The following is a 14,802-nucleotide window of genomic DNA, read 5'->3' on the forward strand; positions in this document are numbered from 1 at the left end:
CCCGGCCGGACGTGCTGTCCCGGCCGCCGGTCAGCGCAGCACACCCTCCAGGAAGTCGCTGCCCAGGCGCGCCACCACCCGGACGTCCAGCTGATGCTGCACGTACCGGCCGCGGCGGCGGGTCTGGAGCAGCCCGGCCTTCTTGAGGACGGCGAGGTGCCGGGACACCTCCGGCGCCGATATGCCCAGCGCGGAGGCCAGTTCGCCGGTCGTGTAGGCCGTACGGGCCAGGTAGCGGCACATCCGTATCCGCATCGGGTGGGCGAGCGCGTCGAGCCGGGACTCCACCAGCGCGACCGAGGTGGGGCCGGTCAGCTCCGGCGCCGCCACGGGGTAGTGGATCACCGGGCGCCAGCCCCGCGCGTGCAGCACACTCAGGTGCGGCCAGCCGAACGAGGTCGGGACGAAGGTGATCCCGGCGCCGACGGCCGGATCCACCGCCGTGCCGTGGCCGTGGGACAGCTTGTCGACGACGACGCGGGAGCGCGGCTCGTCCAGCGTCACCGCGGGCGACACCTCGGCCAGCGCCTCGGCCAGGCCTTTGTGGCGCAGCACCTCGGCCTTGTGCCGCGCGTCCGCGGCGAGCTGGACGCGTACCCGCTGCCAGACGTCCGCGAAGAACGCCTGCTCGCAGTCCTCCAGCAGCCGGCGTATCCAGGCCCGTACGGCGGGCGGGTCGGCGAGCAGCCGCTGCGCGAAGTCGGCCTGCCGGGGGCCGCGCGCGGTGGCCCGCTCCAGTGCCAGCCGGCGCGCCTCGGCGTCCACCAGCGGCGACGGGCCGCCGCGGCAGTAACTGCTGGAGCAGTTGATCTCCAGCGCGGCGTTCACGAACAGTTCGTCGTCGAGCCGGTCGAGCAGATCCAGATCCTCGGCGAGCGTCGCGCCGGGCTGCCCGGCGGTGTCCGCGAGCGCCGCGAACGGCATCGACACGTCGGAGAAGGTCGGCCCCCACAGGAAGTCCGCGTCGCACAACCGGTCGGCCAGGTCGGGCTTGAGCGCACCGGCCGTCGCGGTCGTCCAGCCGTGCAGCCCCGGGTGATGGCCGGGCTCGGCGAGCGCGTGCAGCGCGGATCCCAGCTCGGCGAGCGGCGACGGGCTGAACACCATCCGCTCGGCGGGCAACCCCGCCACATCGATCCACACACTCATCTGTCTCTCCCCGTTCCCACTCCGAGTACGCACTGGCGCCGCACATGCCAATCGGTCCGCGTGCCGGTCCGGTCCACCGCCCGTCCGGGGCGTGGTCCGGTCCAGCCTGGTCGCGTGGCGGTCTGGTTCGCGCCTGGCTGGTTCCAGGTCGGCGCGCGCCTGACCGGTTCCAGGCTGGCGCGCGCCTGGCTGGTCCCAGGTCGGCGCGCGCCTGGCTGGTTCCCGGTCCGGCCCGGCCCTCGCCTGACCGGTTCCCGGCCCGGCCCGCGCCTGCCCCGGACGCTCGACGCGCCCCCGGGGCCCTCGCCTCCCGGGGCCCCTCCCCCCCACCCACCCCCGGTTTTGGTCTTCTTCCGGTCTTCATCATGCGTGAGCCCGTGACCTGCTGGGCCGTCGATTGACGGCTCCCGTCAATCGACGAGCCACCCGTCGCCGGGCGGGCCCACTGTGGTGTCCATGAACGCATCCCAGCAGCACATGCTCGACGCTTACCGTGCCGCCCAGCACGGCGAGAGCGCGCCCATCCTCCCCGGCGCCGGAGACGTCCAGGCCGTACGTGAGATACGCCGGTGGCTGCGCTTCCAGGCAGTCGTCACCGCCCCTCATGACCGCCCGCTGGCCCGCTTCCGCCGCGCCGTACGCCGAGCCCTCACCCGACGGCCGGTACGTCCCGCACACCCCCGCACAGCCGCCCGCCCCGCCCCGGCCGCGCCGCTGCCCCACCCTCCTTCCGGTTCGTCCTCCGCCTCCGCTTCCTTTCCCACCTCCACCATGCCGGGGCGCGCCCGTCTCGGCGACCCCTGTGGATAACCTCCGCGACCAGCTCCGCCGGCCTTGTGGAAAACCGTGGGGGACAGGGTGGAAGACCCGGCGGAGCACCCGGTGGGGCAAGCCGCCGGGAACCCGCCCGGTGACGCGCTTCGAGACACCTGTCTCACCTTGCGTACGGCTCTGAAGACCGCCGTAAACACTCGCGTAGCATGGCGAACGAATCGTCCGGTACCCCCCGCGGACTGGAACGGAAGGCCACCGCCGCGTGAACACAACCCCACCCACCGAGGCCCAGGACCGCCCCGCCCGGCTCACCGTCGGAGTCGTCGGCGCGGGCCGCGTCGGGCCCGCCCTCGCCGCCTCGCTCCAGCTCGCCGGGCACCGGCCGGTCGCCGTGTCCGGAGTCTCCGACGCCTCCGTACGGCGCGCGGCGGCGCTGCTCCCCGACGTACCGATCGTCTCCCCGTCCGAAGTGCTCCGGCGCGCCGACCTGGTGCTGCTCACCGTGCCCGACGACGCCCTCGCCGGGCTCGTCGCCGGCCTCGCCGAGACCGGTGCCGTACGGCCGGGACAGCTGCTCGTCCACACCTCGGGACGGTTCGGTACGGCCGTCCTCGACCCGGCCACCCGCGTCGGCGCCCTGCCGCTCGCCCTGCACCCCGCCATGACCTTCACCGGTACGCGCGTCGACGTGCAGCGGCTGGCCGGCTGTTCCTTCGGGGTCACGGCGCCCGAACCGCTGCGGATGGCCGCCGAGGCGCTGGTCATCGAGATGGGCGGGGAACCGGAATGGATCGAGGAGGACGCCCGCCCGCTCTACCACGCGGCCCTCGCCATCGGTGCGAACCACCTGGTCACGCTGGTGGCGCAGGCCATGGAACTGCTCCAGAAGGCCGGTGTCGGCGCACCCGACCGGATGCTCGGCCCGCTGCTGGGCGCGGCCCTGGACAACGCGCTGCGCTCCGGTGACGCCGCCCTGACCGGCCCGGTCGCCCGCGGGGACGCGGGCACCGTCGCCGCGCACGTCTCCGAGCTGCGCCGGCACGCGCCGCAGAGCGTCGCGGGGTATCTCGCCATGGCCCGTATGACGGCCGACCGCGCCCTGGCGCACGGCCTGCTGAAGCCGGAGCTGGCGGAAGACCTGCTGGGCGTCCTGGCGAACGTCGGCAACAGCGCCGGGGGTGCGGCATCGGCACCCGGCGAGCACCGTGAGGGCCCTCCTGTCGAGCACGGTGAGAGCCCTCCCACCGATAACGGTGAGAGCCCTCCCGCAGATCACGGGCGCCTCTCCGAAGACCGCCGGGAAAGCTCTTCCGAAGACCATCGGGACGGCCTTCCCGAAGACCATCGGGGCGGCCTTCCCGAAGAACGCCGGGACGGCCCTCCCGAGAGCCGCCGGGACACCCCGCCCGACACTCCTCGCGGAAGCCTTCCCGACGATCACCGTGAGGGCCCCTCCGGCGACCGCCCCGAAGACCCGACCAGCGATCATCGTGAAGACCCTCCCGGCAACCACCCCGAAGAAGGCGGCCGATGAACGCCCCGCGCACGCACCTGGTGCACACCGCGGCCGAGCTGCGTGCCCTGTCCGGTCCCTCCGGGCAGCGGGCCGTCGTCATGACCATGGGGGCCCTGCACGAGGGGCACGCGTCCCTGGTGCGCGCCGCCCGTGACCGGGTCGGCCCCGGCGGGCAGGTCGTCGTCACCGTCTTCGTCAACCCGCTCCAGTTCGGCGCCGGTGAGGACCTCGACCGCTATCCGCGCACCCTCGACGCGGACCTCGTACTGGCCGGAGCGGCCGGGGCGGACGCGGTCTTCGCGCCCGCCGCCGGTGAGGTCTACCCGGGCGGCGCGCCGCAGGTCCGGATAGCCGCCGGCCCCATGGGCGACCTCCTGGAGGGAGCCAGCCGTCCCGGCCACTTCGACGGCGTACTGACCGTCGTCGGCAAGCTGCTGCACCTCACCCGCCCCGACGTGGCCCTCTTCGGGCAGAAGGACGCGCAGCAACTGGCCGTCATCGAGCGCATGGTGGCCGACCTGAACTTCGACGTACGGATCGTCGGCGTTCCCACCGTCCGCGAGGACGACGGCCTGGCGCTGTCCAGCCGCAACCGCTACCTGTCCGCGGCGGAGCGCCGTACCGCCCTGGCCCTGTCCCGGTCCCTGTTCGCGGCCCGTGACCGGCTCGCCGCCGAGGAGGCCCTGCGGGACCGCGCCTCGTACGCGGCCCACGCGGCCCACCGGGCGCAGGACCGTTCCGCGGCACTCGCCGCCCTCGGTGAGGACCGCGCGGCGGCCGACGCGCACGCTCTCGCGCACGCCGTCGCGACCCCGTTGCGCGCCCCCGCGGTGGCGCGCGCGGCGGCCCGTACCGTCCTGGAGGAAGCCGCCCGTCTCGACCCGCCGCTGGCGCTCGACTACGTGGCGCTCGTCGATCCGTCCGACTTCACCGAAGTACCGGATGCCTACGAGGGGGAGGCTGTTCTGGCGGTCGCCGCCAAGGTCGGCACCACCCGCCTCATCGACAACATCCGCCTCACGTTCGGAGCGCCCCGATGAACGGCACCGACCCTACCGGCCCCACCAGCCCGACCGGCCTCGGCAGCACCACAGCTCCCGCAACCCCCACCACCCACGACACCCTCCGCCTCCAAGCCCCCGCCCCCGGCTGGTCCATCGAAGCGGACGTCGTCGTGGTCGGCTCCGGGGTCGCCGGACTGACCGCCGCGCTGCGCTGCGCCGCCGCCGGCCGCCGTACCGTCGTGGTCACCAAGGCCCGCCTGGACGACGGCTCCACGCGCTGGGCCCAGGGCGGCATCGCAGCCGCGCTCGGGGACGGCGACACCCCCGAGCAGCACCTGGCGGACACCCTCGTCGCCGGCGCCGGACTGTGTGACGAGACCGCCGTACGGACCCTGGTCACCGAAGGCCCGGACGCCGTCCGCCGCCTCATCGCCACCGGCGCCCGCTTCGACACCGCGCCCGGCACCGAGGAGATGGCCCTCACCCGCGAGGGCGGGCACCACCGCCGCCGCATAGCGCACGCGGGCGGCGACGCGACCGGTGCCGAGATCTCCCGCGCCCTGGTGGACGCCGTGCGCTCGCAGGGCCTGCGCACCATCGAGAACGCCCTCGTCCTCGACCTGCTCACGGACGCCGAGGGCCGCACGGTCGGCGTCACGCTGCACGTGATGGGGGAGGGACAGCACGACGGCGTGGGCGCCGTGCACGCCCCCGCGGTCGTCCTGGCCACCGGCGGCATGGGACAGGTCTTCTCGGCGACCACCAACCCCGCGGTCTCCACCGGCGACGGCGTCGCCCTCGCGCTGCGCGCCGGTGCCGAGATCTCCGACCTGGAATTCGTCCAGTTCCACCCGACGGTGCTCTACCTGGGCCCGGACGCGGAGGGCCAGCAGCCGCTGATCTCGGAGGCGGTACGCGGCGAGGGCGCCCACCTGGTGGACGCCGACGGTGTCCGCTTCATGCTCGGGCAGCACGAACTCGCCGAGCTGGCCCCGCGCGACATCGTCGCCAAGGCGATCATGCGCCGCGCCCACGAACAGGGCGCCGAGCACATGTACCTGGACGCCCGGCACTTCGGTGCCGCCATGTGGGAGCAGCGCTTCCCGACCATCCTCGCCGCCTGCCGCACGCACGGCATCGACCCGGTCACCGAGCCCATCCCGGTCGCGCCCGCCGCGCACTACGCCTCCGGGGGCGTACGGACCGACCTGTACGGCCGGACGACCGTGCCGGGCCTGTACGCGTGCGGCGAGGTCGCGTGCACCGGCGTGCACGGCGCCAACCGGCTGGCCTCCAACTCCCTCCTGGAGGGGCTGGTCTTCGCGGAGCGGATCGCGGACGACATCACCGCCGCGCCCGCCCGCCGTCCCGGCCCGGCCGTCGCGCCCACCACCGAGCCCGTAGCGCTGCTCGCTCCCGAGGCGCGGCCCGCGATCCAGCGGATCATGGCCGCGGGCGCCGGGGTGCTGCGGTCCGCCGCCAGCCTCGCCGAGGCCGCCACCGCCCTGGCCCGGCTCCAGCGCGACGCCGCCGCCCCGGCCCCGGCTGCCGATTCCAAGCCCGCCGAGCCCGGCGTCGAGGCGTGGGAGGCCACCAACCTCCTGATGGTCGCCCGGGTCCTGGTCGGCAGCGCCCGCGACCGCGCGGAGACCCGCGGCTGCCACTGGCGCGAGGACCACGCCGACCGGGACGACACCACCTGGCAGCGGCACTTCCTGGTCACCCACCGCCCGCCGCACACCCTGCACATCCGCATGACCGACACCGCCGCGTTCCCCGCGACGACCGCCGCACCCGCGCCCGAAACGGAGCCGAACCAGTGAGCACCTCCGAGGACCTCCCCCTGCACCAGATCGGCCGGCCGGGCCAGGATGCCGAGGCTCCGCAAGGCGGCTGCGGCGACTCCTGCGGCTGCGGCGCCGGTGACGGCGCGTACGAACTCGACCCGCTGGCCTGCGGGCTGGACCCGGACCTCGCGGCCCTCCTGGTCGCCGCCGGCCTGGACCCCGTACAGGTCGAGGACGTCGCCCACCTGGCCGTAGAGGAGGACCTCGACCAGGGCGTGGACGTCACCACCGTCGCGACCGTCCCCGAAGACGCCGTCGCCACCGGCGACTTCACCGCCCGTCAGGCGGGCACCGTGGCCGGCCTGCGGGTCGCCGAGGCGGTGCTGTCCATCGTGTGCACCGCGGAGTTCGAGGTCGAGCGGCACGTCGAGGACGGCGACCGCGTCGAGGCCGGCCAGAAGCTGCTCAGCGTCACCACCCGCACCCGCGACCTGCTGACCGGCGAGCGCAGCGCCCTGAACCTGCTGTGCCGCCTGTCCGGCATCGCCACCGCCACCCGCGCCTGGGCCGACGCCCTGGAGGGCACCGGTGCCAAGGTCCGCGACACCCGTAAGACGACGCCCGGCCTGCGCGCGCTGGAGAAGTTCGCGGTGCGCTGCGGCGGCGGCGTCAACCACCGTATGTCGCTGTCCGACGCGGCCCTGATCAAGGACAACCACGTCGTCGCGGCGGGCGGTGTGGCCGAGGCGTTCAAGGCCGTACGGAACGAGTTCCCGGGCGTGCCGATCGAGGTGGAGGTCGACCGGCTGGACCAGATCCCGCCGATCCTCGCCGAGGGCGCCGACCTGATCCTGCTGGACAACTTCACCCCCGACCAGACCCGCGAAGCGGTGACGCTGGTGGCCGGGAAGGCGATCCTGGAGTCCTCCGGACGGCTCACCCTCGACAACGCCCGCGCCTACGCCGAGACCGGGGTGGACTTCCTGGCCGTGGGCGCGCTCACCCACTCCTCCCCGATCCTCGACATCGGTCTCGACCTGCGCGAGGAGCGCTGACGCGAATGCTGCTCACCATCGACGTAGGCAACACCCACACCGTCCTCGGCCTGTTCGACGGCGAGGAGATCGTCGAACACTGGCGCATCTCCACCGACGCCCGCCGCACCGCCGACGAACTCGCGGTGCTGCTCCAGGGCCTGATGGGCATGCACCCGCTGCTGGGCGAGGAACTGGGCGACGGCATCGAGGGCATCGCCATCTGCTCGACCGTCCCGTCCGTCCTGCACGAGCTGCGCGAGGTCACCCGGCGCTACTACGGGGACGTCCCGGCGATCCTGGTCGAGCCCGGCGTGAAGACCGGCGTGCCGATCCTCATGGACAACCCCAAGGAGGTCGGCGCCGACCGGATCATCAACGCGCTGGCGGCCGTGGAGCTGTACGGCGGCCCGGCCGTGGTGGTCGACTTCGGTACGGCCACGACGTTCGACGCGGTCAGCGCGCGCGGCGAGTACGTCGGCGGGGTGATCGCGCCCGGCATCGAGATCTCGGTGGAGGCGCTCGGCGTGAAGGGCGCCCAGCTCCGCAAGATCGAACTGGCCCGGCCGCGCAGTGTCATCGGCAAGAACACCGTCGAGGCCATGCAGTCCGGCATCCTGTACGGCTTCGCCGGACAGGTCGACGGCGTCGTGCAGCGCATGGCGCGGGAGCTGGCGGACGACCCGGACGACGTGACGGTGATCGCCACCGGCGGGCTGGCGCCCATGGTGCTCGGCGAGTCCTCGGTCATCGACGAGCACGAGCCGTGGCTCACGCTGATCGGACTGCGCCTGGTGTACGAGCGGAACGTCACCCGGGGGTGAAGCGGGGGGGGGGGAGCGGGCGGACCGGTCGCCGGGACCGCCCGGCCCGGAGGCCGAGCCCATCCGGTCCGCCCGGACTCCCGGACTTCCCAGCCCTCGGACTCCCCGGCCGGCCCGGTCTCCCCGGCCCGCCGGGACGTCCGGCCCCTCCGCCACCCCCGGACTCCGAGCGCGAATTGCTCAGTTAGCCCCTTTGTGCCCCCCAATCGACCTGAAGTGGCTTTTACTCCCTAACGCGACTTCCGCGACACTTGCGACGTTCTAATCGTGTTAAGCGGATTTTGTCCGTCGGCGACGTAAGGTCGTTCCATGCCTATGCCATACGGATCCCGCGGCGGTATGGCCTTCAGCGCCGACGAGTTGCGCGTCCTGCGGCGCGCGCTCGCCGCCGCTCTCCAGCCGACGCGCCACACGACCGGTGCCCCGGACGCCCCGACGGGCTATGACGCCGACGGTGCCCAAGAGGTCCAGGAATATCTGCGGCTGGCCGAGGCGGTGGACGAGGCGGTGCGCGAGGGCGGGCGGCTGCGCGCCTTCCTCCTCGCCGACCTCGCCCGCTACCGGGCGGCCCTGCCCGGCTCTGCCGGCGGCTATCTGGGGCAGCTCCAGGAGGCCCTGGCGGCCGGTTACGACCCCGTCCCCGCAGATCTCGCCGCCCTGCGCGCCCTGTGCGTACAGCAGCAGGGACCGGTCGAGCACGCGCGCCGTACCGCCCTGCTGCGCCGCTGCGAGAGCCTGGCCGAGCGCTCTGTACGGGCCCGCCTGCGCGCCCTCCCGGGCGGCAGGACTGCGGACGAGCCGCAGCCCGCCCCGCAGCCTGCTCCGCGGCCGGGACGGCCCGCGCCGGGCCCGCAGCCGAAGGCGCCGCGCCCGGACCGCCCCGTCCCGACGCCCGGCGAGGTCTTCCCGCCACGCCGCAAGCCCGTGCAGCCCCCCGCGGCCCGGTCCGCGTGAGTGCTGCGTACTCTGGAAGCCTCACTCCCGAAGGAGGACCCTGGTCATGGATTACGTCGCAGCGCTGGTACCGCCCGTGGTGATGGCCGTGGCATTCGTCGCGCTCATCGTGACGATCGTGAAGAGCCAGGGTGGCGAGAACAAGTCCAAGGAGGACGCGGCGGTCGACGCCGCGCTGGCCCGCGCCGAGGGCGCCCGCCAGGAGCCCAAGGCCCACGGCGTCTGACCGGCGCCGGCCGGGCCCGTCCCGGCCGCTGCCGCCCGGCCCCGGGTGCCGACGGTGTTCGTCCATCCGTTCGGCGGCCTGGTCGGCCTTGCGCACCACACACGTCTGTACGGCCCGAGATTGAGCATCTCGGGCCGTATCGCCTTTTTCCGGGGTAAATCAACCGGGTAAGAACCGGCATTCGCGACATCTCCCACTATTGTGCTGGTGTGCCACGACGCTTGGGTGATCTGGAAGACGCGGTCATGACGCGGGTGTGGGAGTGGAACCGCCCGGTCACCGTTCGGGAAGTCCTGGAAGATCTGCAGAAGGAACGGTCGATCGCCTACACAACGGTGATGACCGTATTGGACAACCTCCATCAGAAGGGCTGGGTGCGCCGGGAAGCCGAAGGGCGCGCCTATCGATATGAGGCGGTCTCCACTCGTGCCGCCTACTCGGCCGCACTGATGAACGAAGCGTGGTCCGCGAGTGACAACCCCGCGGCGGCCCTGGTCGCCTTCTTCGGGATGATGTCGCCGGAACAGCGCCACGCCCTGCGGGATGCCGTACGGATGGTGCAAGGAGACGAACCGGCGGAACCCGCACCGGCCCCGCCACCGGACGCGCGTGCGGAACGCGAACCGCCCGAACAGGCAGAAGAGGGGGAAGCGGACGCGGCGGAACTACCCGCGACGGGACCCGGTGACCCGGGGCGATAGCGTCACGTCATGCCGCCGCTGACAAATGGACTCACCGTCCGCCGTGCCAGGACCAGCGATGTACCGGCCGTACGCCGGCTCATCGACGCCTACTCACCGGACGGCATCCTCCTCGACAAAGCCACCGTCACGCTTTACGAGGACATCCAGGAGTTCTGGGTGGCCGAGCGGGACGAGGACGCCGAGGTTGTCGGCTGCGGAGCACTGCACGTCATGTGGGAAGACCTGGCCGAGGTCCGCACATTGGCGGTGGACCCGCGGCTCAAGGGCACCGGAGTCGGCCACCACGTGCTCGACAAGCTGGTGCGCACCGCGGGCTGGCTCGGAGTGCGGCGCATTTTCTGCCTCACCTTCGAAGTGGACTTCTTCGCCAAGCACGGGTTCGTGGAGATCGGTGAGACGCCCGTCGACGGCGATGTCTACAGCGAGCTGCTGCGTTCCTATGACGAGGGCGTTGCCGAGTTCCTCGGTCTCGAACGAGTGAAGCCCAACACCCTGGGCAACAGCCGGATGCTTCTGCACCTGTGATCAGCGTTCTATGTCCGAATCGCGCCCCTATCTCATAGCTGTGGAAGCAAGGGTTCCCCGGCCGTGCCGCAACTGAACCCTACCCAGGGGTTTGTGTTTTTCCCGGAAAAGCGGTTTGCTTTCCGTCGTAATCCGCATTCGATGAAAGGGAAACCGGTGGCACAGAAGGTTCAGGTTCTTCTTGTCGACGACCTCAACGGCGGCGAGGCCCATGAGACCGTGACGTTCGCCCTCGACGGCAAGTCCTACGAGATCGACCTGTCCGACGACAACGCGCAGAAGCTGCGTGAGTCGCTGGCCGAGTTCGTGAAGGCGGGCCGCAAGACCGGTGGCCGTTCCGGTGGCCGCGGCAAGGCCCGCGCGTCTTCCGGCGGCAGCCCGGACACCGCGAAGATCCGCGCGTGGGCGAAGGAGAACGGCTACAACGTCAATGACCGCGGTCGTGTGCCCGCGGAGATCCGTGAGGCGTTCGAGAAGGCGAACGGCTGACCGCCGTACCCGCGATCCGTTTGTCTTCGAGCTTGACGACCGCGCAGCAAACGGGCCCGGTGGCATTCCGTGGCCGCCGCGCTCACGAGTCGTACGAGGTCGGGGGCGCGCCCCTGGCGATCCGCGAGGGGAACGCCGCGGCCCCCGTGCCCTGCCCCTGTCCCCGTGGTGGGCAGAGCCGCCTCGATCTCGCGTCCCGGCTCGGGAGGCCGCACCCACCCCGCGGCCTCCCGTGGACCGGATCCGTACGGCCACCACGCGTGCGGTGACGGCGGGGGCGGTGCCGGCGCGGGCATCCGGTCCCCGGTGCCGCGTGCGGTCAGATCCAGCCCCAGCGAGCCCCATTCCAGCCATTCCAGAAGCTCCGGCAGTTCTTCCGCGGCACCCGCGGCCACGAGCACGAGCATCCTGGGACCGGCGGAGCCGCTGCGGTCGATCGCCACGGGCCCCGTGGGGCCCACCCGCCCCAGCACGGCACGGCCCGCGTCGGCCGGCAGGTCGAGGGCGTCGAAGCGCACCCCGGTCAGCAGCTCCACCGGCTCCGTGCCGGTGGTCGGCCAGCGCAGCTCGTCCTCGTACCACTGCCGTACGGCGGCGAGGGGGAAGCGGGAGCGCGGGAGCGCGACGGGCATACCGGAAGCAACTCGCGAATCCCCGAGAAGTTACGCTGGGTTGACATACGGGTACGTACTGTCGCCGGGGAAGGGGGTGCGCGGGGGCGTGACGGCGCAGATGACGGCGCTCGGGTGTTCGCCCATAGCGGATGGAACAGGCCCGCGCCGCATGGAGTGTCCGTCACGGCGGGTAAGACATTCCCAGTGGGAAGAGACGGTGCAGCGGTGTGCGCAGCGCTTTTCCGGAGTGGCGGCGGACTCCGGGCGGGCGTGTCGGTGACGGGTGCGTTCGCCACGGGCGTACTGGCCCGGGGCGTATATGCCTGGCCTGCGGGAACATCGTCTCGCACCATCGGGTTGGAGCAGATGTCGGCTGTTCGGCAGCAGATTTCCCCGCCGACGCGGGGGTGATCCGGACGGATGTCGGCAGTTGGAATGAGCTGTCCCGTCCCACGGGACTAGCATGCGGAAGGACAGGGAGGGGACCGACCCCTAACTGCCTGACCGCTCTGAGGAGCGATTAACGATGTTCGAGAGGTTCACCGACCGTGCGCGGCGGGTTGTCGTCCTGGCTCAGGAAGAAGCCCGGATGCTCAACCACAACTACATCGGCACCGAGCACATCCTCCTGGGCCTGATCCACGAGGGTGAGGGTGTCGCCGCTAAGGCCCTGGAGAGCCTCGGGATTTCGCTCGAGGCGGTCCGCCAGCAGGTGGAGGAGATCATCGGCCAGGGGCAGCAGGCCCCGTCCGGCCACATCCCCTTCACCCCCCGTGCGAAGAAGGTCCTGGAGCTGTCGCTCCGCGAGGCCCTTCAGCTCGGCCACAATTACATCGGTACGGAGCACATCCTGCTCGGCCTGATCCGCGAGGGCGAGGGCGTCGCCGCCCAGGTCCTGGTGAAGCTGGGCGCCGATCTGAACCGGGTGCGGCAGCAGGTCATCCAGCTGCTCTCCGGCTACCAGGGCAAGGAGGCCGCCACCGCCGGCGGCCCGGCCGAGGGCACCCCCTCGACCTCGCTCGTCCTGGACCAGTTCGGCCGCAACCTGACGCAGGCCGCCCGCGAGACCAAGCTCGACCCGGTCATCGGGCGCGAGAAGGAAATCGAGCGGGTCATGCAGGTGCTGTCCCGCCGTACCAAGAACAACCCGGTCCTCATCGGCGAGCCCGGCGTCGGCAAGACTGCGGTCGTCGAGGGCCTGGCCCAGGCCATCGTCAAGGGCGAGGTGCCCGAGACCCTCAAGGACAAGCACCTCTACACCCTGGACCTGGGCGCCCTGGTCGCCGGCTCCCGCTACCGCGGGGACTTCGAGGAGCGCCTGAAGAAGGTGCTCAAGGAGATCCGCACCCGCGGCGACATCATCCTGTTCATCGACGAGCTCCACACCCTGGTGGGTGCGGGCGCCGCCGAGGGCGCGATCGACGCCGCGAGCATCCTCAAGCCCATGCTGGCCCGAGGCGAGCTGCAGACCATCGGTGCGACCACGCTCGACGAGTACCGCAAGTACCTGGAGAAGGACGCGGCCCTGGAGCGCCGCTTCCAGCCCATCCAGGTCGCGGAGCCGTCACTGCCGCACACCATCGAGATCCTCAAGGGCCTGCGCGACCGCTACGAGGCGCATCACCGCGTCTCGATCACGGACGAGGCGCTGGTCCAGGCCGCCCAGCTGGCCGACCGCTACATCTCCGACCGCTTCCTGCCGGACAAGGCGATCGACCTGATCGACGAGGCCGGCTCCCGGATGCGCATCCGCCGGATGACCGCGCCGCCGGACCTCCGCGAGTTCGACGAGAAGATCGCCGACGTGCGCCGGGAGAAGGAGTCCGCGATCGACTCGCAGGACTTCGAGATGGCCGCGGGCCTGCGCGACAAGGAGAAGCAGCTCCTGGCCGCGAAGGCGAAGCGGGAGAAGGAGTGGAAGGCCGGCGACATGGACGTCGTCGCCGAGGTCGACGGCGAGCTGATCGCCGAGGTCCTGGCCACGGCGACCGGCATCCCGGTCTTCAAGCTGACCGAGGAGGAGTCCTCGCGGCTGCTGCGCATGGAGGACGAGCTCCACAAGCGCGTCATCGGCCAGAAGGACGCCATCAAGGCGCTCTCGCAGGCCATCCGCCGTACGCGGGCCGGTCTGAAGGACCCCAAGCGCCCCGGTGGCTCGTTCATCTTCGCCGGTCCGTCCGGTGTCGGTAAGACCGAGCTGTCCAAGACGCTCGCCGAGTTCCTCTTCGGCGACGAGGACGCGATGATCTCCCTCGACATGTCGGAGTTCAGCGAGAAGCACACGGTCTCCCGGCTCTTCGGCTCGCCTCCCGGCTACGTCGGCTACGAAGAGGGCGGCCAGCTCACCGAGAAGGTGCGCCGCAAGCCGTTCTCGGTCGTGCTGTTCGACGAGGTGGAGAAGGCCCACCCCGACATCTTCAACTCCCTGCTGCAGATCCTGGAGGACGGTCGCCTGACCGACTCCCAGGGCCGGGTGGTGGACTTCAAGAACACGGTCATCATCATGACGACCAACCTCGGGACCCGGGACATCTCCAAGGGCTTCAACCTGGGCTTCGCCGCCCAGGGCGACACCAAGAGCAGCTACGAGCGGATGAAGAACAAGGTCAACGAAGAGCTCAAGCAGCACTTCCGGCCCGAGTTCCTCAACCGTGTCGACGACACGGTGGTCTTCCACCAGCTCACCGAGGAAGACATCATCCAGATCGTCGACCTCATGATCGCCAAGGTGGACGAGCGCCTGAAGGACCGCGACATGGGCATCGAGCTCAGCGGTGAGGCCAAGAAGCTGCTCGCCAAGCGCGGCTACGACCCGGTGCTGGGCGCCCGCCCGCTGCGCCGGACCATCCAGCGCGAGATCGAGGACGCTCTCTCGGAGAAGATCCTCTTCAGCGAGCTGCGCTCCGGCCACATCGTGGTCGTCGACATCGAGGGTGAGGGCGAGAACGCCAAGTTCACCTTCCGCGGCGAGGAGAAGTCGGCGCTGCCCGACGCCCCGCCGGTGGAGTCCGCGGCCGGCGGCCCGGACCTGTCGAAGGACGCGTGACGGCCGGCAGTACGGACCGGGCGCCCGGCGCCTGACCGGAACGGCATATAACGCCGCGGGGGGGGGGGGGGGGGGGGGGGGGGGGGGGGGGGGGGGGGGGGGGGGTGGGGGAGGGGGGGGGGGGGGGGGGGGGGGGAGGAGGGGGAGGGGGAAAGG

Annotated in this window: 13 protein-coding genes and 1 pseudogene; 12 read left to right on the top strand and 2 right to left on the bottom strand. The window is 71.9% G+C overall.

All coding sequences use genetic code 11. The annotated features are described in order from the left end of the window. Positions 1-30 precede the first annotated feature (30 nt). Entirely contained in the window at positions 31-1,143 is a 1,113-nt protein-coding gene (locus ACZ53K_RS16560) for a DUF5937 family protein (protein ID WP_468836543.1), read from the bottom strand. A gap of 462 nt (positions 1,144-1,605) precedes the next feature. On the opposite strand from ACZ53K_RS16560, the gene ACZ53K_RS16565 reads away from it, so the two are divergent. The 11 genes and pseudogenes from ACZ53K_RS16565 (at position 1,606) to ACZ53K_RS16615 (ending at position 10,986) form a co-directional block, all read left to right on the top strand. Beyond that, positions 1,606-1,959 (top strand): hypothetical protein, encoded by a 354-nt coding sequence (locus ACZ53K_RS16565; RefSeq protein WP_468836500.1) that lies wholly within the window; start codon positions 1,606-1,608, stop codon positions 1,957-1,959. Positions 1,960-2,185: 226 nt separating this feature from the next. Continuing rightward, a pseudogene (locus tag ACZ53K_RS16570) lies at positions 2,186-3,130 on the top strand (Rossmann-like and DUF2520 domain-containing protein); the annotation flags it as partial. A gap of 323 nt (positions 3,131-3,453) precedes the next feature. Next, on the top strand, positions 3,454-4,479 hold the full coding sequence (panC, locus tag ACZ53K_RS16575) for a pantoate--beta-alanine ligase (protein WP_468836501.1): 1,026 nt from the start codon (positions 3,454-3,456) through the stop codon (positions 4,477-4,479). Next, positions 4,476-6,266, top strand: coding sequence for an L-aspartate oxidase (locus ACZ53K_RS16580; protein ID WP_468836503.1), 1,791 nt, complete (start codon positions 4,476-4,478; stop codon positions 6,264-6,266). Before panC ends, ACZ53K_RS16580 begins: the two co-directional genes overlap by 4 nt. Further along, entirely contained in the window at positions 6,263-7,285 is a 1,023-nt protein-coding gene (nadC, locus tag ACZ53K_RS16585; RefSeq protein WP_468836504.1) for a carboxylating nicotinate-nucleotide diphosphorylase, read from the top strand. The genes ACZ53K_RS16580 and nadC overlap by 4 nt, the downstream gene beginning before the upstream one ends. A 5-nt stretch (positions 7,286-7,290) precedes the next feature. Then, positions 7,291-8,088 carry a type III pantothenate kinase gene (locus ACZ53K_RS16590; protein WP_030025335.1) on the top strand — a complete coding sequence of 266 codons (798 nt, stop codon included), beginning with the start codon at positions 7,291-7,293 and terminating at the stop codon, positions 8,086-8,088. 309 nt (positions 8,089-8,397) lie between these two features. Continuing rightward, positions 8,398-9,042 carry a hypothetical protein gene (locus ACZ53K_RS16595; RefSeq protein ID WP_468836506.1) on the top strand — a complete coding sequence of 215 codons (645 nt, stop codon included), beginning with the start codon at positions 8,398-8,400 and terminating at the stop codon, positions 9,040-9,042. Positions 9,043-9,088: 46 nt separating this feature from the next. Next, the gene (locus tag ACZ53K_RS16600; RefSeq protein ID WP_468836507.1) at positions 9,089-9,268 is read left to right on the top strand and encodes a hypothetical protein; all 180 of its coding nucleotides are present in this window, start codon (positions 9,089-9,091) and stop codon (positions 9,266-9,268) included. Between the two features lie 245 nt (positions 9,269-9,513). Then, a complete protein-coding gene (locus ACZ53K_RS16605; protein ID WP_468836545.1) occupies positions 9,514-9,969 on the top strand; it encodes a BlaI/MecI/CopY family transcriptional regulator in 456 nt (151 codons plus the stop codon). Between the two features lie 9 nt (positions 9,970-9,978). After that, a complete protein-coding gene (locus tag ACZ53K_RS16610) occupies positions 9,979-10,497 on the top strand; it encodes an amino-acid N-acetyltransferase (protein ID WP_468836510.1) in 519 nt (172 codons plus the stop codon). A gap of 156 nt (positions 10,498-10,653) precedes the next feature. After that, positions 10,654-10,986 (top strand): histone-like nucleoid-structuring protein Lsr2, encoded by a 333-nt coding sequence (locus tag ACZ53K_RS16615; RefSeq protein ID WP_073760606.1) that lies wholly within the window; start codon positions 10,654-10,656, stop codon positions 10,984-10,986. On the opposite strand, the gene ACZ53K_RS16620 is transcribed toward ACZ53K_RS16615, so the two are convergent. After that, on the bottom strand, positions 10,917-11,618 hold the full coding sequence (locus ACZ53K_RS16620; RefSeq protein ID WP_468836513.1) for an SCO3374 family protein: 702 nt from the start codon (positions 11,616-11,618) through the stop codon (positions 10,917-10,919). The genes ACZ53K_RS16615 and ACZ53K_RS16620 overlap by 70 nt on opposite strands. Positions 11,619-12,126: 508 nt before the next feature. On the opposite strand from ACZ53K_RS16620, the gene ACZ53K_RS16625 reads away from it, so the two are divergent. After that, a complete protein-coding gene (locus tag ACZ53K_RS16625) occupies positions 12,127-14,646 on the top strand; it encodes an ATP-dependent Clp protease ATP-binding subunit (RefSeq protein ID WP_073760604.1) in 2,520 nt (839 codons plus the stop codon). The last annotated feature ends 156 nt before the right edge of the window (positions 14,647-14,802 follow it).

The sequence above is a fragment of the Streptomyces sp. NPDC033221 genome (genome assembly GCF_055577005.1).